General features: G+C 53.5%; 20 protein-coding genes. 18 read left to right on the top strand and 2 right to left on the bottom strand.

Going from position 1 to position 22,716, the window contains the following annotated elements:
* Window positions 1-117 precede the first annotated feature (117 nt).
* From MRY16398_RS18410 to cheZ, 11 genes are all read left to right on the top strand, one after another.
* A complete protein-coding gene (locus tag MRY16398_RS18410) occupies window positions 118-690 on the top strand; it encodes a spore coat protein U domain-containing protein (protein WP_039078684.1) in 573 nt (190 codons plus the stop codon).
* An 88-nt stretch (window positions 691-778) separates the two neighbouring features.
* Window positions 779-1,261 carry a Csu type fimbrial protein gene (locus MRY16398_RS18405; protein WP_232034433.1) on the top strand — a complete coding sequence of 161 codons (483 nt, stop codon included), beginning with the start codon at window positions 779-781 and terminating at the stop codon, window positions 1,259-1,261.
* Between the two features lie 13 nt (window positions 1,262-1,274).
* Window positions 1,275-2,030: a fimbrial biogenesis chaperone gene (locus MRY16398_RS18400; RefSeq protein WP_125124979.1), complete on the top strand. Its 756-nt coding sequence runs from the start codon at window positions 1,275-1,277 to the stop codon at window positions 2,028-2,030.
* Window positions 2,009-4,405: a fimbria/pilus outer membrane usher protein gene (locus MRY16398_RS18395; RefSeq protein WP_125124978.1), complete on the top strand. Its 2,397-nt coding sequence runs from the start codon at window positions 2,009-2,011 to the stop codon at window positions 4,403-4,405. Before MRY16398_RS18400 ends, MRY16398_RS18395 begins: the two co-directional genes overlap by 22 nt.
* A complete protein-coding gene (locus MRY16398_RS18390; protein WP_103245712.1) occupies window positions 4,405-5,382 on the top strand; it encodes a Csu type fimbrial protein in 978 nt (325 codons plus the stop codon). The genes MRY16398_RS18395 and MRY16398_RS18390 overlap by 1 nt, the downstream gene beginning before the upstream one ends.
* A 140-nt stretch (window positions 5,383-5,522) precedes the next feature.
* Window positions 5,523-7,187, top strand: a complete 1,665-nt coding sequence (tar, locus tag MRY16398_RS18385) for a methyl-accepting chemotaxis protein II (RefSeq protein WP_125124977.1) — start codon at window positions 5,523-5,525, stop codon at window positions 7,185-7,187.
* Window positions 7,188-7,229: 42 nt separating this feature from the next.
* A complete protein-coding gene (gene tap / locus MRY16398_RS18380) occupies window positions 7,230-8,828 on the top strand; it encodes a methyl-accepting chemotaxis protein IV (protein ID WP_125124976.1) in 1,599 nt (532 codons plus the stop codon).
* Window positions 8,829-8,847: 19 nt separating this feature from the next.
* Window positions 8,848-9,717 carry a protein-glutamate O-methyltransferase CheR gene (cheR, locus tag MRY16398_RS18375; RefSeq protein ID WP_039078691.1) on the top strand — a complete coding sequence of 290 codons (870 nt, stop codon included), beginning with the start codon at window positions 8,848-8,850 and terminating at the stop codon, window positions 9,715-9,717.
* Window positions 9,714-10,766 (top strand): protein-glutamate methylesterase/protein-glutamine glutaminase, encoded by a 1,053-nt coding sequence (locus MRY16398_RS18370; RefSeq protein ID WP_039078692.1) that lies wholly within the window; start codon window positions 9,714-9,716, stop codon window positions 10,764-10,766. The genes cheR and MRY16398_RS18370 overlap by 4 nt, the downstream gene beginning before the upstream one ends.
* Window positions 10,767-10,782: 16 nt before the next feature.
* A complete protein-coding gene (gene cheY / locus MRY16398_RS18365; protein ID WP_039078693.1) occupies window positions 10,783-11,172 on the top strand; it encodes a chemotaxis response regulator CheY in 390 nt (129 codons plus the stop codon).
* Window positions 11,173-11,182: 10 nt separating this feature from the next.
* Window positions 11,183-11,827: a protein phosphatase CheZ gene (gene cheZ, locus MRY16398_RS18360; protein ID WP_039078694.1), complete on the top strand. Its 645-nt coding sequence runs from the start codon at window positions 11,183-11,185 to the stop codon at window positions 11,825-11,827.
* 56 nt (window positions 11,828-11,883) lie between these two features.
* On the opposite strand, the gene MRY16398_RS18355 is transcribed toward cheZ, so the two are convergent.
* Window positions 11,884-12,534: a type II CAAX endopeptidase family protein gene (locus MRY16398_RS18355; RefSeq protein WP_071194623.1), complete on the bottom strand. Its 651-nt coding sequence runs from the start codon at window positions 12,532-12,534 to the stop codon at window positions 11,884-11,886.
* Between the two features lie 223 nt (window positions 12,535-12,757).
* Here MRY16398_RS18355 and flhB point away from each other — a divergent pair, with 223 nt between their 5' ends.
* From flhB to bglB, 6 genes are all read left to right on the top strand, one after another.
* The gene (gene flhB, locus MRY16398_RS18350; RefSeq protein ID WP_110294754.1) at window positions 12,758-13,906 is read left to right on the top strand and encodes a flagellar biosynthesis protein FlhB; all 1,149 of its coding nucleotides are present in this window, start codon (window positions 12,758-12,760) and stop codon (window positions 13,904-13,906) included.
* A complete protein-coding gene (gene flhA / locus MRY16398_RS18345; RefSeq protein ID WP_125124975.1) occupies window positions 13,899-15,977 on the top strand; it encodes a flagellar biosynthesis protein FlhA in 2,079 nt (692 codons plus the stop codon). The genes flhB and flhA overlap by 8 nt, the downstream gene beginning before the upstream one ends.
* Window positions 15,977-16,372: a flagellar protein FlhE gene (gene flhE, locus MRY16398_RS18340; RefSeq protein WP_039078698.1), complete on the top strand. Its 396-nt coding sequence runs from the start codon at window positions 15,977-15,979 to the stop codon at window positions 16,370-16,372. The genes flhA and flhE overlap by 1 nt, the downstream gene beginning before the upstream one ends.
* Window positions 16,373-16,417: 45 nt before the next feature.
* Complete coding sequence (locus MRY16398_RS30670) at window positions 16,418-16,576, top strand: hypothetical protein (RefSeq protein ID WP_172600610.1); 159 nt, start codon at window positions 16,418-16,420, stop codon at window positions 16,574-16,576.
* A 70-nt stretch (window positions 16,577-16,646) separates the two neighbouring features.
* A complete protein-coding gene (locus MRY16398_RS18335; protein WP_071194621.1) occupies window positions 16,647-18,224 on the top strand; it encodes an MFS transporter in 1,578 nt (525 codons plus the stop codon).
* Window positions 18,225-18,234: 10 nt separating this feature from the next.
* Window positions 18,235-19,374 carry a beta-galactosidase BglB gene (gene bglB, locus MRY16398_RS18330; RefSeq protein ID WP_079496736.1) on the top strand — a complete coding sequence of 380 codons (1,140 nt, stop codon included), beginning with the start codon at window positions 18,235-18,237 and terminating at the stop codon, window positions 19,372-19,374.
* Between the two features lie 431 nt (window positions 19,375-19,805).
* Here the strand turns inward: bglB and argS are convergent, their stop codons facing one another.
* Window positions 19,806-21,539, bottom strand: coding sequence for an arginine--tRNA ligase (gene argS / locus MRY16398_RS18325; protein WP_039078701.1), 1,734 nt, complete (start codon window positions 21,537-21,539; stop codon window positions 19,806-19,808).
* 289 nt (window positions 21,540-21,828) lie between these two features.
* Here argS and MRY16398_RS18320 point away from each other — a divergent pair, with 289 nt between their 5' ends.
* Window positions 21,829-22,557 (top strand): MerR family transcriptional regulator, encoded by a 729-nt coding sequence (locus MRY16398_RS18320; protein WP_039078702.1) that lies wholly within the window; start codon window positions 21,829-21,831, stop codon window positions 22,555-22,557.
* The last annotated feature ends 159 nt before the right edge of the window (window positions 22,558-22,716 follow it).

Raw genomic sequence — 22,716 nt, 5'->3', positions numbered from 1 at the left:
GAAGCGTTGGACATCAACTAAATTTTTCTTATTACTCCTATTGAGTTACGCACATCCGTTTTTAATGACGTTGCTCTTTTATATTGGATGAACGCTCGCCTTTCCCGGAGATATAATATGAAGAAAATACGCCTTATCCTGTTAACTGGATTGGTGACGCTGTCGGTAAATAATGCCGATGCGGTTACCAGTAACGGTATTATTGGGGCGACGTTGACATTATCAAACGGATGTTTAATTAATGGTTCTCCCTCTCAAAGCGGTATCAACTTCGGTACACTGGACTTCGGTACAAATCCCGCCACATTTTCTCAATTGACCACTCAACTTTCTAACACGGGCGCTGGCGGCAGTTCGTTCACTATCCAATGCACGACCGCCAGCTATACCGTCCAGATAACCGGCAACACCAATACTGCAACACCAGGCACCACAGTGGGAACGCCGGGTACAGTGGCACGGTATTTGCGTTCCGCAACGCCAACGAACACGCAAGGGGTGGCGTACAGCGTTTTTAGCGACAGCGCGTTCAGTAATGAGATCGTTAACGGTGCCGCCATCCCGCGAACCACCACCAGCGGTGGAGTGGATTCTTACACGTTGTATGGGCGCATTACTGGCGGGGGTAACAGCGTAACGGTATTGCCTGGGACCTATACGGACACCCTAAACGTGAGCGTGACCTACTAGCGTCAATATGATGCAACCAGAAGGAAAGTGCGCTTCTCTCGCGAGAAGTCACGGGGTGTTGCGCGCCATTTTTGGGCTATCGCTGAGCATGAGTGTACTGCCAGGGCCTGCGGTTGCCGTCACGGTGACGCAACAAACTTTTACCGTTGGCGCGACCATTACACCCGGATGTTCTGTAACGAGAGGCGTCGGTGGGGTTTTGGGCGCACTTGATTTTGGTACTCATACGGGGGTGGAGAGCGGCCAGATCTCCACCAGCTTTGTACCGAATGCCGGAATGTCACTCGCCTGCACGCCGGGTGTTGCCTTAACCATGAGCATCAATGGTGGGATGTATTACTCAACGGTACGCAATATGCAGCTAAACGGTGGAACACAGCGGGTTCCGTATCGCATTTACCGCAGTAGCTCGTTGGCGGCAAACACAGAAATTGGTGCTAATCAGTCGGTGTCAGTCACCTATAGCGATGCCAATAATATCGCGCTCAGCATCTTTGGCGCCGCGCAACTGTCCCCGTTCGGCACAGCGGGGACATATTCTGATCAATTGACTGTGACATTGACATGGTAAAGGGAGAAGGGAAATGAGCGTCACCTCCGGCGCCGCAAGGGCGGCAGGTTTAATGATGATGCTGTGTACTGCGGTGGGAGACGCCAATGCGGCAGCCACAATCTTACTCTGGCCGATTGATCCCTGGTTAGGATCAGAGAATAAAGCCACCGAGTTGTGGATCCAGAACCAGGGCAACACGCCAGCAACCATGCAGGTGCGTATCGTCCGTTGGCGCCAGGAGCGTGGCGATGAGCGCTATCAACCGCAGACGGATGTGGTCGCCAGCCCGCCTATTGTCACTATACAAAAAGGGACTAAGCAGCTTATCCGCTTGATAAAACAGACGGAGATACCCGCAGGCACAGAACAGGCATACCGAATCATTGTTGATGAAATCCCTCCAGCCAGCTCATCTCAGGGACAGATGGGTATCAAATTGCAAATGCGTTACTCCATCCCGCTCTTTATTTATGGCAAGGGGATTACTACTTATCCTGAGAGTGCAAACCATGCGCTGGTGGATCCGCGCGAACTCAGTTGGCAAGTCGTACGAGAAAATGGAAAACCTGCGCTGCAGATACGTAACCAGGGTGATGTGCATGTTCGTTTGACGGCTGTCTCCGCCCGACAAGGTGGGCAAACACGGGTCATTGCTGACGGACTGCTGGGTTATGTCCTGCCAGGGGAAACGCGTTCCTGGCCGCTCCCTGCCGGGTTGCCTGCCCCTGTAGAGCTTAAAGCGACAATCAATGCCAGAGAAAGTGAATGGCAGTCTCCCGCCAGGTAATTTTCCCGGCGATGATCATGCTGCTAGGCAATTCGGCTAATGTCAGAGCACAGCAGGGCGATGACACACTTCCACCGCCGCCGGATGCACAAGTAGTGAATGAACAGGTGGTGTTTCATCTAAACCTGGTCATAAATCATTATGATACGCAACAGGTTGTACCGGTGACGCGACGTGGCAGTGCTTATTTTGTCGCCAGCGCCGATCTGCAGCGTTGCGGAATATCCGCAGATTATATTCCTCAGGGAGAGGTAAACGTGTCAGCGTTACCCAACGTGCGCACTGACTACGATAGCGAACGTCAGCGGCTATTGCTGTTTGTTCCTGATGGGTGGTTGCCGGAGCGGTTTACCGCGTTCAATGGCGGACAGCAGCGTAGCCCCTTACCCGATGGGCGTGGCGCGCTGCTGAATTATGATGTCTACACCAATAACACGGAAAATATCGGTACGCGTGCTTCTCTTTGGCATGAGTTTCGCTATTTCTCCGGAAATATGACGTTTTCCTCGACCGGGACAGCCATCTCCCGCCTTTCGGGTCAACCTGCGCAACAGGATGGTTATACCCGTTATGACACCACCCTCCATTTGACTGATGAAGACAATGCTATCCAGTGGAGTGTGGGGGATGTGATTTCCGACTCGCTAAGTTGGAGTAACAGCGTACGCGTAGGGGGGATCAGCTATGGGCGTGACTTTTCACTGCGTCCTGATCTGGTGACCTGGCCCATTCCGTCATTTTCCGGCGAGGCGGCGGTTCCGACCTCGGTTGATGTATTCATTAATGGCTACCGCGCCGGGTCGAAACAAATTGAGCCAGGCCCTTTTACCCTGACCAATTTGCCTTATATAAACGGTGCAGGGAATGCAGTACTGGTCACCACCGATGCGTTAGGACGCAAGGTCAGTACCACCATGCCGTTTTATGTAGCCAGCGAGTTGCTTAAAGAGGGGCTCAGTGATGGTGCGACAACGTTGGGGGGGCTGCGGCGTAATTACGGTATCGACAGTTTCGACTATGGCTCCATGGTGGGAAGTGCGTCTTATCGCTACGGCCTGACAGATTATTTGACGCTGGAGGCTCATGGGGAAGGGGCGCAGAAACTGGCGCTGGGCGGCGTGGGCGCTGTCGCGAAATTGTGGCGTCTTGGGGTGGTGAATACGTCATGGACGCAAAGTCAGATGCGGGGCGACAGTGGTAGTCAATTGAACTGGGGATATCAGTACAGTACCGGTATGTTCAGCATTGCCACGCAGCATATCCGTCGCGATCGCGGTTTCGGCAACCTGGCGCTGTATGAACAAAACTACTATTACGACCATCCCAATGACAATAACACGCCGCCAATAGCCAGTTTGAGTCGTAAAACGGACCAATACTCACTCTCTTTTAATCTCGGCGATTTTGGCAATATTGGCGCGGCATGGATTGGCGTTCGCAATTTTGACAACAGCAAGACTGAATTGCTTAACCTCTCATGGAGCCGCAATCTGTGGGGAGACAGCAATATTTATGTTTCGGCAAGCCGTGACAATGGGCGCGGTGACTGGAACGCCGCAGTCTCGGTACAAATTCCGCTCGGCGATCGGGACAGCGTGTCTCTGAGCGTGGATAACACTGCGGATACGGGCACGGCGCAGCGGATTAATTACGGACATTCGATGCCCTCTTACGGTGGTTTGAGCTGGAATATGGCGCTGGCGCGACAGACCAAAGGCGACAGTTATCAACAAGGAACGCTCGGCTGGCGCAATAACAACGTTGAATTGCAGGGGGGTATGTACGGCTACAGCGACATGCGGACATGGTGGGGGGAGGCGATGGGATCGCTGGTACTGATGGATAACGAATTCTTCTTCGCCAAAAGAATCAATGATGCCTTTGTGGTCGTGAGTACGGGGGGAGAGCCGGAAATTCCGGTAAATTATGAAAATCAACTCATTGGAAAAACGAATAAAAATGGCTACCTGCTCATAAGCGGCGTGTCCTCGTATTATCCGGCCAATTACAGCATTGACACCCTGAATTTACCCGCCGACACGCAGATCATTGAGACCGAGCGGCGGCTTGCTCTGCGTCGTTACTCAGGCTATCTGGTGGAATTTCCGATGGTGCGCGAGCGGGTGGCGAGTGTGATCCTGCATGATGAGCAAAACAATCCGTTACCGCTCACCAGTGAAGTGAGTCGCCAGGGCAAACCGACGGCTATTGTGGGCTATGACGGTATTGCCTGGCTGGAAAATCTGGATGAAGTCAGTGTGCTTAATGTCCGGTTACCCGATGACACACGCTGCACCGCTAACCTGACCCTGAATGCCAACCCAGAGCATAAGCTGGAAACGTACGGCCCGCTTGTGTGTAAGAGGAGCAACTGATGCGTCGTATCCTGTTAATGCTGTTATTACTGTCGGGAACGAGCGCACAGGTTTGGGCTGCCTGTACCGCCAGTTTATCCAATAACAGCCCGTCATTTGGCACGTCAGTGACATCTTTTACCCTCAATAGCGCCGAGCAACCGGTGTCTACCAATATCTATCTTGATTGCGACTCCGCGCTGTCGCTTCTGACAAATGACTACGCAACACTCACTATGACAGGTGCCTCAACGCTGGTTGCCAGTCGTGGGGCGATGAAGCGTACCGATGATTTAACAGTGACGGATACCATCCCGGTGAAATTATGCGGTGTGTCTGGCTGTTCGTCGGGCGAAGTCACGAACGGTGGGGCTGGCTATACCTGGAATGGCACTTTTCTTTTGACGGTACTGGGATCGAAGCGCTATACGCTGCCACTCTTTCTACGCACTGTGACCGGTCAAAGCGTTTCGGCTGGCCCCTATGCGGGGACGTTAAACCTGAATCTCTACTACAACATATGCGCGGTGGGGACCATTTTAACCGGTTGTACGCAGTTGCAAAGCGGTAACCTGGCGCTGAATCTTACGGTAAGCATGACAGTGACCAACGATTGCACTGCGATTTCAGCACCTAATGTCAATTTCGGCAGTGCGCCAATCGCGAAGGCGTTCCCCGCCATTTCACAATCGATTAGCGTGACCTGCACTAAAGGGTATGCCTATACCATTGGTATCAATAATGGCAACAATGCCAATGGGACGGTACGGCAGATGGCAAACGGTTCAAATCGGCTGAGTTATGAAATCTATAAAGGCAGCACATCATCCCGTTGGGGGGCTGCGGGGGCGGAGCGCTGGTCCAGTGGGACGTCTTCATCGATCAGCACCGATGGCACGTTACGCACCTATAACTATACGGCGCAGGTCATGCCGAATCAGACGACCCCACCGGGAGGAACATACAGTGACACATTACTTATCGATCTCGCTTTTTAGTTGAGTTATCGCTTTTTAACATTCCAGACGAAGGAGATTTCTACGGTTAATATTGAGACGGTTTAATTCCCTTTCGCAAATGTAAAGTTCTATAGCCCCTTGCCGATAACACCGTTAACAAGTTTTCAGGAAGGTGTAGCATGTTGAACCGTATTCGCGTTGTCACAATGCTGATGAGTGTACTGGTAGTGTTTGCGCTGCTGCAGTTGCTCTCGGGCGGGCTTTTATTCTCTTCTCTTAATCAAAATCAGCAAAGCTTTGCGGTTTCCAACGATCTGCGCATGCAACAGACCGAACTGACGAAAACCTGGGAACTGATGCTGCAAACACGTATCAACCTGAGCCGTTCATCTGCGCGTATGATGATGGATCCGAACAACCAACAAAGTAGCGCTAAAACTGATTTATTAAAAAGCGCGAAATCCAGCCTGGCTGATGCGGCAAAACACTACGATGCCTTCCGTGCCATGCCATCGGTACCCGCGATGGAAGAGGCGCGTCAGGTGCTGGATGAAAAGTATAAAACCTATGCGGCCGGACTGACAGAACTGGTGCAGTTTCTGGAAGGCGGCAACATGGATGGCTACTTTGCGCAGCCAACGCAGGGTATGCAAAACGGTCTCGGTGATGCGATGGGCAAATATGCCCAGTTAAGCGAATCGCTGTATCGCAAAGCCTATGACGAAAGCGTGAGTGATTATAACTTTGCAAAATGGCAGATGGCGGCCCTCGCGCTGGCCCTGGTCGTTGTGCTGGCGTTGGTCTGGTACGGCATTCGCCGCATTCTGCTGGCGCCGTTGACCGCCGTCATTAAACACATTCGTGAAATCGCCAGCGGCAATTTGACCGATACGCTGGTGGTTGAAGGGCGCAGTGAGATTACCGATCTGGCCCAAAGCGTTGACCATATGCAGCGCTCGTTGATTGATACGGTAACCAATGTGCGTGCCGGTTCTGATGCTATTCATTCTGGCACCAGCGAAATCGCCGCGGGTAACAATGACCTGTCATCCCGTACCGAAGAACAAGCCTCGGCGTTGGAAGAGACGGCGGCCAGTATGGAAGAGCTGACCGCAACGGTGAAACAGAACGCCGAAAACGCCCGTCAGGCATCGCTACTGGCGAAAAGCGCCTCCGAAACCGCTGAACGCGGCGGTAAAGTGGTGGATGGCGTGGTGAAAACCATGCATGACATTGCCGCCAGTTCGCAAAAAATTGCCGATATTACCGGCGTCATCGACGGTATTGCCTTCCAGACCAACATCCTTGCCCTCAACGCGGCGGTTGAAGCCGCCCGCGCCGGTGAGCAGGGTCGTGGCTTTGCGGTGGTTGCTGGCGAAGTGCGTAACCTTGCCAGCCGCAGCGCCCAGGCGGCAAAAGAAATCAAAGCGCTGATTGAAGACTCTGTCTCTCGCGTGGATACCGGTTCGGTACTGGTTGAAAGCGCCGGTGAGACGATGGGTGATATCGTCAGTGCAGTAACCCGTGTAAACGACATTATGGGTGAGATTGCTTCGGCCTCTGATGAACAGAGCCGTGGCATCGACCAGGTTGCGCTGGCGGTATCCGAAATGGATCGCGTCACGCAGCAAAACGCCTCGCTGGTACAACAATCTGCCGCCGCTGCGGCTGCATTAGAAGAACAAGCCAGCAGGTTGACGCAAGCGGTTTCTACTTTCCGTCTCTCTTCTGTCCCTACAAAAACCGCGCAAGGACCGCTTAATCCGGCGGCAGCCATTACTTCGGCTCCTTCCAGAGCCCGTCAGCTAACGACCGGACAAAACGATAACTGGGAAACTTTTTAACTGCTTTAACCCGCGGCACTTTGCCGCCTGATGGGAGCGTTGATGTTAAACCGTATTCGAATTTCTACGACACTTTTTTTGATCTTGATCGTTTGTGGCATTTTGCAGGTAGGGAGCAACGGATTGTCGTTTTGGGCGTTTCGTCAAAGCACCGCCCATTTATCAGAAGTTGAAAAAAGTAACATCCAGCGCAACGCATTGATGCAAACCCGCGCCTGGTTATTACAAGCCAGTACATCATTGAATAAAGCCGGTACGTTAACGGCGCTGAGTTATCCGCCGGAAGATATCAAAGCGCTAATGAAACAGGCGAAAGATAATCTGAAAGATGCCGATAACAGTATTAATGAGTTTCTGAGTATCCCGGCGCTGACCGATGAAGGTAAGCGTCTGCAGGACGGAACGAAAGTGGCTTATACGGCATGGCATGGCGATCTGGAACACCAGGCCGCGTGGCTTGAAAGCAACCAGCTATCCGACTTTATGTCGGCGCCGATTCAGCAGTCGCAGGATGTATTTGATAAAAACTTTACGGCCTGGCAGCAGCATATTAACCACTTTGTGGAGACTGCTAAGGCAGAGGGTCAAAGCAATTACCAGCGCTCAGCGGTGATTTTCGCCGTGGTGGTCGTTCTGGCGGCGTTGCTGACGTCGGCGGCGCTGTGGTGGTCGCGCAAGATGATTGTTCAGCCGCTGGCCATTGTCAGTAGTCACTTTGAGAGTATTTCCGAGGGCAATCTGGCCCGACCGATTGCGGTAGTGGGTAAAAATGAAATTTCGGCCATTTTTGCCAGCCTCAAAAAAATGCAGACCGCGCTGCGTTCTACCGTGACCGAGGTGCGTCACGGCAGCTACGCGATGCATACCGGTATCTCGGAGATTGCCGAAGGCAACAACGACCTGTCGGCGCGTACCGAGCAACAGGCGGCGTCGCTGGCGCAAACGGCGGCCAGCATGGAACAGTTAACGGCGACCGTGGGACAAAACGCCGATAACGCCCGTCAGGCATCTGGTCTGGCACAGAGCGCGGCGGAAACGGCGCGTAAAGGCGGGCAGCAGGCGTCGAATGTGGCAAGCACTATGCATGAGATCGCCGCCAGTTCGCAAAAGATTGGCGATATTATCAGCGTGATTGACGGTATCGCTTTCCAGACCAATATTCTGGCGTTGAACGCGGCGGTAGAAGCGGCGCGGGCAGGTGAGCAGGGACGTGGTTTCGCTGTGGTGGCCGGGGAGGTGCGTAACCTCGCCAGCCGAAGCGCGCAGGCTGCCAAAGAGATCAAAGGCCTTATCGAAGAGTCGGTTTCACGCGTTGAGCAGGGATCTGCGCTGGTGGATACCTCTGCGAAAACCATGATGGAGATCGTCCACTCTGTCACCCAGGTGAACGATATTATGGGCGAAATTGCCTCTGCTTCGGATGAACAGCGCCGGGGTATTGAGCAGGTCGCACTGGCAGTAAGCCAGATGGATCAGGTGACCCAACAGAATGCGGCGCTCGTTGAAGAAGCCGCCGCGGGAACCGATCAGTTAGCGCATCAGGCAGATCATCTGACCTCTCTGGTGGCTGTGTTTAAGTTAGAAGAACATGTCGTTACATCAGACGCGGTACTCCCCAAAGGAGTGCCGGTTGTATCCTAAATCAGAATGAGAAGGCGCTATGACATCATCAATGCCTACTGGGCAAACGTCATCACTCATGCAACAGATGACTCAGCGTCTTGCGCTGTCTGACGCGCATTTTCGTCGAATATGTCAGTTGATTTATCAACGCGCAGGGATCGTGCTCGCCGACCACAAGCGGGACATGGTCTATAACCGTCTTGTTCGTCGTTTACGCACCCTTGGGCTGGATGATTTTGGTCGCTACCTGAGCATGCTGGAAGCGAACCAAAATAGCGCCGAGTGGCAGGCTTTTATAAACTCGCTGACCACTAACCTCACGGCATTTTTCCGGGAAGCTCACCACTTCCCGGTCCTTGCGGAGCATGCCCGTAAGCGTACCGGCGAGTATCGCGTCTGGAGTGCTGCGGCGTCGACTGGTGAAGAGCCGTATTCCATTGCGATTACGTTGGCAGATGCACTCGGTATGGCGCCGGGTCGTTTCAAGGTAATTGCCAGCGATATTGATACCGAAGTGCTGGAAAAAGCCCGTAACGGTGTCTATCGCCAGGATGAATTGAAAACGCTGTCGCCGCAACAGCTACAGCGTTACTTCATGCGCGGAACCGGGCCCCATGCCGGTCTGGTGCGCGTGCGTCAGGAACTGTCGAATTATGTTGATTTCACTTCGGTGAATTTGCTCGATAAACAATATAACGTCCCTGGACCGTTTGACGCGATTTTTTGCCGTAACGTAATGATTTATTTTGATAAAACGACGCAGCAGGATATCTTGCATCGTTTTGCACCATTGCTTAAGCCTGACGGACTACTTTTTGCCGGGCATTCGGAGAATTTCAGCAACCTTGTGCGTGAGTTTAGCCTGCGTGGTCAAACCGTTTACGCGCTGAGTAAGGATAAAGCATGAGTAAAATCAGGGTAATGTCCGTCGATGATTCTGCATTGATGCGCCAAATCATGACCGAAATTATCAATAGCCACAGCGATATGGAAATGGTGGCGACGGCGCCGGATCCGTTGGTTGCACGGGATTTAATTAAAAAATTTAACCCTGATGTGCTGACGCTTGATGTGGAAATGCCGCGGATGGACGGTCTGGATTTCCTGGAAAAACTGATGCGCCTGCGTCCGATGCCAGTCGTGATGGTTTCTTCCCTGACGGGAAAAGGCTCAGAAGTGACGCTGCGTGCGCTGGAGTTAGGGGCGATTGATTTCGTCACTAAACCCCAGCTCGGTATTCGCGAAGGGATGCTGGCCTACAGCGAAATGATCGCCGAAAAAGTGCGTACCGCCTCGCGCGCGCGCCTTGCGGCACATAAACCCATGTCGGCAGCCCCGGCAGCGTTGAAGTCTGGTCCGTTGTTAAGTTCGGAAAAATTACTGGCCATTGGCGCTTCAACCGGAGGAACAGAGGCAATTCGTCATGTACTCCAGCCATTGCCGCTGTCAAGTCCGGGTATTCTTATTACGCAGCACATGCCGCCAGGGTTCACACGTTCGTTTGCCGAACGCCTGAATAAGCTGTGCCAGATTACCGTGAAAGAGGCGGAAGATGGTGAGCGTGTCCTGCCAGGACATGCGTATATTGCGCCGGGCGACAAGCATATGGAGCTGGCGCGTAGCGGGGCAAACTATCAGATTAAGATCCACGATGGGCCGCCGGTGAACCGTCACCGTCCCGCTGTGGACGTACTGTTTCATTCGGTCGCGAAATACGCCGGGCGCAATGCCGTGGGGGTTATCCTCACCGGTATGGGCAATGACGGTGCGGCCGGAATGTTAGCGATGCACCAGGCTGGAGCCTGGACCATTGCACAAAATGAGGCAAGTTGTGTGGTGTTCGGCATGCCGCGCGAAGCTATCAATATGGGTGGCGTCAGCGAAGTGGTCGATCTTAGCCAGGTAAGCCAGCAGATGTTGGCAAAAATTAGTGCCGGACAGGCAATACGTATTTAACGAGGAGTGATGTTTTATGGCGGATAAAGAGCTCAAATTTCTGGTTGTCGACGACTTTTCCACGATGCGTCGTATCGTGCGCAACCTGTTAAAAGAGCTGGGGTTCAACAACGTCGAGGAAGCCGAAGACGGCGTTGACGCGCTGAACAAACTCCAGACCGGTGGTTTTGGTTTCGTCATTTCCGACTGGAACATGCCGAACATGGACGGACTGGAACTGCTTAAGACGATTCGTGCTGACGGCAACATGTCTTCGCTGCCGGTACTGATGGTCACGGCAGAAGCGAAAAAAGAAAACATTATCGCGGCGGCTCAGGCTGGCGCGAGCGGCTATGTAGTGAAACCTTTCACTGCTGCAACCCTGGAAGAGAAACTCGGTAAGATTTTCGAGAAACTCGGCATGTGAGGACTGGACGATGATTCAACCTTCAATTAAACCTACGGAAGAACATTCAGCCAGCGATATCATTGCCCGTATCGGTAGCCTGACACGTATGCTGCGTGACAGTTTACGTGAATTGGGATTGGATCAGGCGATTGCTGAAGCGGCGGAAGCCATTCCTGATGCCCGTGATCGTCTTGATTACGTGGTGCAGATGACCGCGCAGGCGGCTGAACGCGCACTCAATAGCGTCGAGGCGTCGCAACCGCATCAGGATGCGATGGAAAAAGGGGCCAAATCCCTGTCCAAGCGTTGGGATGAGTGGTTTGAAAATCCTATCGAGCTGAAAGATGCCCGTGAACTGGTGACCGACACCCGTAAATTCCTCGGGGATGTGCCGGGCCACACCAGCTTCACCAACGCGCAACTGTTAGACATCATGATGGCGCAGGATTTCCAGGACCTTACCGGTCAGGTTATCAAGCGTATGATGGATGTGATTCAGGAAATTGAACGACAGCTTCTGATGGTGCTGATCGAAAACATTCCCGATCAGTCTGCGCGTCCGAAACGTGAAAACGAAAGTCTGCTCAATGGGCCGCAGCTTGATGCGACGAAAGCGGGCGTGGTGGCAAGCCAGGATCAGGTTGACGATCTGCTCGACAGTCTCGGTTTCTGATGCTCTTGCACTGAGCCATACTGATAAAACGGGAAGCAGCAATGCTTCCCATTTTTTTAGCTCATCGTGGACAAGGAAAATGAGGCGGTGTTATTGAGCATATGTAGCAGCATTGGCAGCAGTAGCCCACCGGATGACATTCTTACCACGCAAAGCAGAGCCGAAAAAGTAAACAGCCAGATAAAGGTGGCTGGCGCGTGGTATTGCGTATGCATAAGCGCAAAGGCTACCGAAGTCACCACGATGCTCTGCTGCCTGGTAAAGCGTCCCCAGCGCAGAAAGGCGTTGAGTAAGAAGCCGCGAAAAATCACCTCTTCACAAAACGGGGCAATAAAACAAATGGCGAACGCCAGACCCCAACGCGCAGAAACCGAGTAGTTCTTTAGCGATGCAACCCACTCTTCTTCGATCCCCAAAAACTGCCAGACAATATTGAGTGCGATAATAGCCAGTAAGCCCAATGCGAAATAACCGGGGTTAAATTGCCCCAACGGCATAAAAGGGTAGTGATGGTTGTAGTATCGCCAGAGCAGGAGTGTGCACGGCAAGCTCACGGCCAGGCCGACAAATAGCGCAGCAAAACCTGAATGATAGAGCGCGGCATAATTGGGCAGCAGTGCCACAATAAAGAAAAAACAATGATAAATCAGTACTGCTGCGAGACACATCATTGTGTGATGACGTCTCTGCTCCTGATTGAACAGCATGGTTATCATCCCTGTGTTAATTACGTTTTATATCTTTTTTATAGGCATACGCTGCAAAAGCAGCTTTTCTGACCCACGCGGTAGTATATCGTTGGCGGATAAGTACATGCACTTTTCCTTTTCTCAAATCGCGAAAACCCCGTGTTTTTATGCCTTACTCTGCCCATTAGACCGACTTGACTCTGGCATTATGTCATCAAACATCTACCCGTGGATTTGAGCCGTGGCAGACGATAGCGACGACAAAACAGAAGCCCCCACACCCCACCGAAAAGAGAAGGCCCGTGAGGAAGGGCAAGTTCCCCGATCGAAAGAGCTGACATCAATATTGATGCTCTTTGTTGGGGTGGGCGTGCTCTGGATGGGTGGGGATGCGTTTGCCCGCAAACTGTCGGGCATCATGTCGTCGGGATTACGTTTTGATCATGGCATTATCAATGACCAAAAAATGATCCTTGGGCATCTGATCGCGTTGCTCAAAAATACTGCGCTGGCGCTGTTACCGCTGGTGGCAGGTGTGGTGCTGGTGGCGCTGGCTGCTCCCCCGGCACTGGGTGGCCTGGTGTTAAGCGGAAAATCGATACAGTTCAATTTTTCTAAAATTAACCCGTTGAGTGGAATTAAGCGCCTGTTTTCGGCGCAGGTCGTGGCAGAGCTGGTCAAGGCCATTATGAAAACGGCCCTGATGGGCAGCGTGGCCGCCTTTTATCTGTGGTATAAATGGCCGGAAATCATGCGCCTGATGATGGAGGCACCGGTCACTGCGATGGCCAGCGCGCTGAATCTGGCCGGGATGTGTTGCCTGTTGGTCGTGCTATCGATAATCCCGATGGTGGGATTTGACGTCTTCTGGCAGATCTACAGCCACCTGAAAAAATTGCGCATGTCCAAACAGGATATCCGTGATGAATTTAAACAGCAGGAGGGTGACCCGCATGTTAAGGGGCGTATCCGCCAGCTACAACGTGCCGCGGCGCGCCGTCGTATGATGGCAGATGTGCCGAAAGCCGATGTGATTGTAACGAACCCGACGCACTACTCCGTCGCACTGCAATATGACGAGAATAAAATGAGTGCGCCAAAAGTGATTGCGAAGGGTTCTGGTTTGATTGCGCTGCGTATTCGTGAAATTGGCAGCGAAAACCGTATTCCGATCCTTGAGGCGCCGCCGCTGGCGCGCGCCCTGTACCGCCATGCTGAAATCGGTCAGCAGATCCCTGGCCAGCTTTACTCGGCCGTGGCTGAGGTTTTAGCCTGGGTATGGCAATTGAAACGCTGGAAGCTTGCCGGGGGCAAACGCCCGGCAAGACCTGAAAATCTCCCAGTGCCAGAGTCGCTGGATTTTATGAACGAGAAGGACACTGATGGCTAATCTGGTGGCAATGTTGCGTCTGCCTGGCAACCTGAAATCAACACAATGGCAAATTCTGGCGGGACCCCTGCTGATTTTGTTGATTCTGTCGATGATGGTTTTGCCGTTGCCGGCATTCGTGCTCGACCTGCTTTTTACCTTCAACATTGCGCTCTCGATTATGGTGCTTCTGGTGGCGATGTTCACCCAGAAAACCCTCGAGTTCGCGGCATTTCCCACCGTATTGCTGTTTACCACGTTGCTGCGCCTGGCGCTGAACGTTGCCTCTACCCGTATCATTCTGTTGGAAGGCCATACCGGCACGGCGGCGGCGGGTAGGGTGGTTGAAGCCTTTGGTCACTTCCTTGTTGGCGGTAACTTTGCCATCGGTATCGTGGTGTTCATCATCCTCGTTATCATCAACTTTATGGTTATCACCAAAGGTGCGGGGCGTATCGCGGAAGTGGGCGCACGTTTTGTACTGGACGGGATGCCGGGTAAACAGATGGCTATCGACGCCGACCTTAACGCCGGGCTTATCGGTGAAGATGAGGCGAAACGTCGTCGTTCCGATGTGACCCAGGAAGCTGACTTCTACGGCTCCATGGACGGTGCGAGTAAGTTTGTGCGCGGTGACGCCATCGCGGGCATCCTGATCATGGTTATCAACGTCATCGGCGGCCTGCTGGTGGGGGTGTTGCAGCATGGCCTGTCGATGGGCGATGCGGCGCAAAGTTATACCCTGTTGACCATCGGTGATGGTCTGGTGGCACAGATCCCGGCGCTGGTTATCTCCACCGCAGCGGGTGTTATTGTGACACGCGTGGCAAACGATGAAGACGTCGGTCAGCAGATTGTTAGCCAGTTGTTTACTAACCCACGCGTAATGGTGCTCAGTGCCGCGGTACTGGGTCTGTTTGGCCTGGTCCCAGGTATGCCGAACTTTGTCTTCCTGCTTTTCACCGTGGGTCTGCTGGCGCTGGCCTGGTGGCTGCGCGGTAAAGAAGAGAAGGCGCCGGCGGAAGCGACGCCAATCAAGATGCCAGAAAATAACCAGGCGGTGGAAGCCACCTGGAATGATGTGCAACTTGAAGATTCACTGGGCATGGAAGTGGGCTATCGCCTGATTCCGATGGTGGATTTCCAGCAGGATGGCGAACTGTTGGGGCGTATCCGCAGTATTCGTAAAAAATTCGCCCAGGACATGGGGTTCCTGCCGCCGGTGGTGCATATTCGTGACAACATGGACTTGCCGCCAGCCCGTTACCGCATCCTGATGAAAGGGGTGGAAGTGGGGAGCGGTGATGCCTATCCGGGGCGCTGGCTGGCGATTAACCCGGGGACCGCAGCAGGTTCGTTACCAGGGGAACAGACTGTCGATCCGGCCTTTGGCCTGGCGGCTATCTGGATTGAGAGCGCCCTCAAAGAGCAGGCGCAGATCCAGGGCTTCACCGTGGTTGAGGCCAGTACGGTTGTCGCAACGCACCTGAACCACGTGATCGGCCAGTTTGCCCCGGAGCTGTTTGGGCGTCAGGAAGCGCAACAACTGCTTGACTGCGTGACTCAGGAAATGCCGAAACTCACCGAAGATCTGGTGCCGGGAGTTGTTACGCTGACAACGCTGCATAAAGTGCTGCAAAACCTGCTGGCAGAAAAAGTGCCGATCCGCGATATGCGCACCATTCTGGAGACGCTGGCAGAACACGCTCCGCTGCAAACCGATCCCTACGAACTGACCACGGTTGTTCGCGTGGCGCTGGGCCGTGCGATTACCCAGCAATGGTTCCCTGGCAGTGGCGAAGTGCAGGTTATTGGCCTTGATACGCCGCTCGAACGCCTGCTGTTGCAAGCATTGCAAGGCGGCGGTGGGCTGGAGCCGGGCCTTGCCGATCGTTTACTTGAGCAAACCCAGGAAGCATTGCAGCGTCAGGAGATGCTTGGCGCGCCGCCGGTACTGCTGGTCAACCATGCGTTGCGTCCGTTGCTGTCTCGCTTCTTGCGTCGCAGCCTGCCACAACTGGTGGTGTTGTCGAACATGGAAATGTCAGATAACCGTCCGATTCGGATGACGGCGACCATCGGAGGCAAATAATGCGTAAGCTTGCCGGGTTACTTCTCGCGTTGCCTTTGTTTGTCCATGCCGCCGGAAACGGCGCATGGCAGGCAAGCAATATCGGGGTCATTCTCAGCAATCGTGGGCAGGCCATGTCATCGCGTGTTCTTGCCCCGTCGCAGCCGGTCAATGGCCTGATGACGGTAGTTTCGTGGCGTTATGAGCTAATCGGCCCGACGCCTGCGGGGTTAAATACACGCTTGTGTAGCCAGACACGCTGTGTGCAACTGGACGCCCAGAGCGGAACCACTGTCGCCTTCGCCGATGTGCCCGCGATTGAGCCGTTACGCTTTATCTGGGAAGTCCCCGGCGGTGGAAGATTGATTCCTGCCCTCAATGTTAGCAGTATCCAGGTTATCGTTAACTACCGCTAGCCGCTCGTCTTTTCACCAGCCATCATCGTTCTTCTCAGGAATCTGATGGCTGGCTCGCAAATTATGACCCTGCCTTTTGAATCAAAAGAAACACTGTTTTATAAATCAGTGAAGCGCGTTGCGGCACTCTTTGTATTTTTGCCATTTGCCTTCCAGTCGTGGCAGAAACAGAAAGGTATCCCAAAGCACATACTCTTACTTTAGCCGTGTAAGCATTACCTTTGGCGAAGCCGGATTGCCAGAGGTCCCTCACTAATAAACAGGGTTAACGGCAATGAAAACACGTAAAATTGGATTGGTTAACTACCTCGCCTATGGTTCGGGCGACTTCCTGGGGGCGGGCACGACAGCACTTACCGCCGCATGGCTACTCTATTTCTACACCACGTTCTGTGGCCTGACGCCTATCGAAGCGACGTTTATTTTTGCGGCTGCCAGGGTACTGGATGCGGTGGTAAGTCCATTGATGGGCTTTTTAACCGATAACTTCGGCTCGACCTGGCTGGGTAAACGCTTTGGTCGCCGTAAGTTCTTTATCCTGTTAGGTATCCCCTGTGTGTTCAGCTACTCCATTATGTGGGTAGGGGACATGAGCTTCTGGTATTACCTGCTGACATATCTGCTGTTTGATGTGGTCTATACCATGATCCTGGTGCCGTACGAAACGCTGGTGCCGGAAATGACCGATGATTTCAAACAGAAAACCAAATTCTCCGGCGCGCGTATCTCGATGGCGCAGATGTCCGCTATCCTCGCCTCGTTCCTGCCGGGTCTGCTGCTGGCCCACTTCGGTAAAGACAACCCAATCTCTTTCTTCTACGCAAGCCTGGTGTTCTCTGTACTGTGCGCGCTGATGCTGACTTTTGTCTGGTGCTTTACCTGGGAGCGTCCGCGTGAAGCGTGGACCGAAGCGGCGCTGCGCGCCGAAGCTGAGAAAAAACACCTGACGCTGGGGCAGAGCCTGCGTCGCCTGTTTGTTGAACTGAGCTCAACGCTGCGCATTAAGATTTTCCGCCAGCACCTGGGGATGTACCTGGGCGGCTATATCGCACAGGACGTCTTTAACGCCGTCTTTACCTACTATGTTGTTTTCGTTCTGATGCAGGAAGCGTCTGTCGCGTCTAACTTGCTGGGCACCATGGCTATCTTCCAGTTTATCGCCGTTATCGCCATGATCCCGCTGTGCATCCGTTTTGGACCGGCGCCGTCTTATCGCATGGTGGTGGTGCTGTTTGGTCTGAGCGCGGCATCTTTCGCCATCCTCTACTGGGCGGGCCTGAGCGACATCTATGCCTTGTTGCTGTTGGTGTCTGCCGTTGCCGGTCTGGGCCGTGGTGGTATCAACTACGTACCGTGGAACACCTATACCTATATCGCGGATATCGATGAAGTGGTTACCGGCCAGCGCCGGGAAGGGATCTTCGCGGGCATCATGACCCTGACCCGGAAAGCCTCTCAGGCCGGTGCGGTCATGCTGGTGGGGATTGTGATGCAGGCATCCGGGTTTGTCTCCGGCCAGAAAACGCAGGTGCCGGAAGTGAGCCATACCATCCTGATGATCATGTGCTTCGGTACGTTGCTGGTGCTGGCCTGCGGTTTCCTGGTCTCTCTGCGTTTCAAACTGAACCTGAAAACTCACAGCGTTCTGCGTGAAGAGACGGCCAAAATGCGTGAGTCCGGTCGTGTTATTCCGGAAAGCGCAACGCCGCAAGCGCGTGCCACCGTTGAGATGCTGGCCGGCATGCCGTTTGAGTCCCTGTGGGGCAACAACAATATCGGCTATCTGAATCGTAATAAACCTGCCGCGCCTTCCCTGAAAGAAAACGCGTCACTGAAATCGACTTACAACTGAGGTTAAGAATATGAAGGTTTGGCCTGTCAAACATAGCCCGTTACTTTGTCAGCCAGAGCGTTTTATCGCCCGCGACGAGCTGAAATCATTGATTCAGAAGATCACGCATAATCTGGTCAATATTCACGACACCACCGGCGAGTTTTTACTGCGGCTTGACGACGGGCGTGTGATTGACACCAAAGGTTGGGCGGGCTGGGAATGGACCCACGGCGTCGGTCTGTACGGTATGTATCAGTATTACCAGCAGACGGGTGACCAGACGGTGCGTGACGTGATTGATAGCTGGTTCGCTGACCGTTTTGCCGAAGGCGCGACGACCAAGAACGTAAACACCATGGCACCGTTTCTGACGCTGGCGTATCGCTATGAAGAGACCCGGAATCCAGCTTTCCTGCCGTGGCTGGAGACTTGGGCTGAGTGGGCGATGAATGAGATGCCGCGTACGGATCACGGCGGTATGCAACACATCACTCTGGCAGAAGAGAACCATCAGCAGATGTGGGATGACACCCTGATGATGACTGTTCTGCCGCTGGCGAAAATCGGTAAACTGCTTAACCGTCCTGAGTATGTGGAAGAGGCGACCTATCAGTTCCTGCTGCATGTGCAGAACCTGATGGATAGGGAGACAGGCCTGTGGTTCCACGGCTGGAACTACGAAGGTTGCCATAACTTCGCGCATGCCCGTTGGGCGCGCGGCAATAGCTGGCTGACCATCGTCATCCCGGATTTCCTGGAGCTGGTGGATTTACCGGCAAACAATGCGGTACGCCGTTATCTGGTACAGGTGTTGAACGCACAAATCGCTGCGCTGGCGAAATGCCAGGACGACAGCGGGCTGTGGCATACGCTGCTCGACGATCCGACATCCTATCTTGAGGCGTCGGCAACCGCCGGTTTTGCCTACGGTATTCTGAAAGCGGTACGTAAGCGTTATGTTGGCCAGGAATATGCGCAGGTTGCTGAGAAAGCGATCAAAGCGGTGGTGAAGAATATCTCACCTGAAGGCGAATTGCTGCAGGTCTCATTCGGTACCGGTATGGGCAGCAATCTCGATTTCTACCGCCAGATCCCGCTGACTTCTATGCCGTATGGTCAGGCCATGGCGATGCTGTGTCTGACCGAGTATCTGCGTAAGTATTTCTAAGCTTCCCCGCGGCGCGAAGCTTGCCGGGGCTACCTTTGGTGCGGGCGGTAGATGCTGTGAACGTTTTCGACCTTTTTAGCCAGGGCTGACCCTTTTTCCCGACCGCAGGCAGCGGGGCGGGAGGCGAACACAGCGCGAAGCACCGCTTTCTTCGCGGGGCCGTGGGGATTATAAAGGGGAACGCGGTGTTCCCCTTTACCCGTTCACGGGTTCTGTCGCGACAGAAAAGCAAGGAACATAAGGTGAACGGAATGACCATCAGAGCCGCATTTTCCCCTCACCCTGGCCCTCTCCCCAAAGAGGAGAGGGGACCGTTCGTGCTCGAATTTTTGTGGCGATTCCTCAGCCTTGGGGGCTGAGGGGGTCTTTATCATGCATGGCGATATAAAACAAAACCCGGCATTTGCCGGGTTTTTTTACAGACCGTCGATTTACATACGTTCGATGGTTTCGATACCGAGCGTATCCAGACCCAGTTTCAGGGTCTTCGCGGTCAGTAGCGCCAGTTTCAGACGGCTGTTGCGGACTTCTTCATTCCCGGCGCTCAGAATCGGACAATGTTCATAGAAGCCAGAGAACAGGCCCGCCAAATCGTACAGATAGGCACACATCACGTGCGGTGTCCCTTCACGGGCAACCACATTCAACGTCTCTTCAAACTGCATCAGGCGTGCGGCCAACTGGGCTTCGCGATCTTCGCTGATCACCACCTTCGCGGCGAGAAGGGCGCTTTCGTCGACCTCTGCTTTACGGAACACCGACAGCACGCGGGTATAGGCGTATTGCATATATGGCGCGGTGTTACCTTCAAACGCCAGCATATTGTCCCAGTCGAAGACATAATCGGTGGTACGGCTTTTGGAAAGATCCGCGTATTTCACCGCGCCGATACCTACGGCATTAGCCAGTTTTTCCAGCTCGTCTGCTGGCATATCCGGGTTCTTCTCGGCCACCAGACGACGGGCACGCTCCAGCGCTTCATCAAGCAGATCAGCCAGTTTCACCGTGCCGCCCGCACGGGTTTTGAACGGCTTGCCGTCTTTACCCAGCATCATGCCGAACATATGGTGTTCGAGAGAAACAGACTCCGGTATATAACCGGCCTTACGCACGATAGTCCAGGCCTGCATCAGGTGCTGATGCTGGCGGGAGTCGATGTAGTACAGCACACGGTCTGCATGCAGCGTTTCATAACGGTATTTGGCACAGGCAATGTCGGTGGTGGTATAGAGGTAGCCGCCATCTTTCTTCTGGATGATCACACCCATCGGCTCGCCTTCTTTGTTCTTGAACTCGTCCAGGAACACCACGGTTGCGCCTTCGCTCTCCACTGCCAGCCCTTTGGCTTTCAGATCGGCCACGATCCCCGGCAGCATTGAGTTATAGAGGCTTTCGCCCATCACGTCTTTACGCGTCAGGGTAACGTTCAGGCGGTCATAGGTCATCTGGTTCTGGGTCATGGTAATGTCGACCAGTTTGCGCCACATCTGCAGGAAATATTCATCGCCACCTTGCAGTTTCACGACGTAGCTACGGGCGCGCTCGGCGAAAGCTTCATCTTCGTCGTAATGCTTTTTGGCTTCGCGGTAGAAACCTTCAAGATCCGCCAGCGCCATTTCACCCGCGTTTTGCTGCTGTTGCAGCTCCAGCCAGGCAATCAGCATACCGAACTGGGTACCCCAGTCACCCACGTGGTTCGCGCGGATCACGTTATGACCGAGGAACTCCAGGGTTCGCACGGATGCATCGCCGATGATGGTTGAGCGCAGGTGGCCAACATGCATCTCTTTCGCCACGTTCGGCGCTGAATAATCGACAACGATGGTTTGTGCCTGCGGCTTCGTGATGCCCAGACGGTCGGACTGCAACGCCAGGCTTACCTGGTCTGCCAGAAACTCCGGGGCCAGGAAGATATTGATAAAACCAGGCCCGGCGATTTCCACTTTGCTGGCGATCCCGCTGAGATCGAGATGAGTCAGTACCTTCTCGGCCAGTTGTCGCGGTGCCATGCCCAATTTTTTGGCAATTGCCATCACGCCATTAGCCTGATAATCGCCGAACTGGACTTTTGCAGACTGGCGGACCTGCGGTTCGCAATCCGCATCCGCACCTGCGGCAATGAGCGCCTGACCGACTTTTTCTGAGAGTAGAGCCTGAATATTCACCGGGATACCTTACATTGATGACGCGGCACATAAGGGCAGGCCGCGTCCGGGTGTTGATTATGAAAGGCGGGAGTATACTGCAAATGCCCGCAGGCGTCAGCACCGTAACCCGGTGGTTAACGTCAAAAAGCGTGGCCTGTTAGCGCCCGGATGAACGCTTAACACATTCGATCATGGACGTGTTTTCATCCCCCTCATCCGAAACGCCAGGCGCCTGATCTTACTCGCTATCCTGCGAGGGGGATTTATCCGTAGTATAGTAAGAAGAGTTTATTTCTTTGAGCGTACTATGACTTATTCCATTGGCGAATTTGCCCGGCTTTGCGGGATAACGGCGACCACACTACGCGCCTGGCAGCGCCGCTACGGTCTGCTCAAACCGATGCGCACGGAAGGTGGGCATCGGCTTTACAATGATGACGACGTGCAACAGGCGCTTAAAATTCTCGACTGGGTGAAAAAAGGGGTGCCTGTTAGCCAGGTTAAACCGCTGCTGGCAAGGCCAGAGATGCGGCGAACGAACAACTGGGTCACCCTGCAAGAGAATATGCTTTCACGGCTGAAAGAGGGGAAGATTGACTCTCTGCGACAGCTTATTTACGACTCCGGACGCGAATATCCTCGCCCGGAACTGGTCACGGAAGTGTTGCGCCCGTTGCGCAGTAAAATGTCCGCCAATATTGCGGCAATGATGACGCTACGTGAAATCCTCGACGGCATTATTATCTCCTACACCTCGTTTTGCCTTGAAGGGGATAAGCGCGCGCCAGGCGATAATTATCTTATCACCGGCTGGCATCTGACCGACCCTTGTGAAATCTGGCTTGAAGCGCTTCGGCTGACCGGGCAGGGGCATCGCATCGATATCCTTCCGGTTCCGCCAGCTATGCTGGCACCGGAGATTTTGCCGACAAGAAAATGGTTGCTGGTCACCAGCGGTAAGTTATCGGCCGCGCGTAAAAAACAGATTGAACTGTGGCAATCGCAGGTCAATTCTCTCGACGTTATTACCCTCTAGATCCTCTCTTCTGCTTGTGTTCATGGTCGCTGCATAGCGACCTGGACGCTTACGCCTTTTTCTCAAATTAAGCATAAAAATTAATCACATTTAATCTCTTGATATTTAAGGGTTATAAAATATTTACGCAACAAAACTTGGACAAATATAATTAATTGT

This window comes from Phytobacter sp. MRY16-398 (genome assembly GCF_003925915.1).
GTDB classification, from domain to species: Bacteria; Pseudomonadota; Gammaproteobacteria; order Enterobacterales; family Enterobacteriaceae; genus Phytobacter; species Phytobacter diazotrophicus.
The sequence above is the reverse complement of the archived record's forward strand: the minus strand, read 5'-3'. Positions and strand labels throughout refer to the sequence as shown.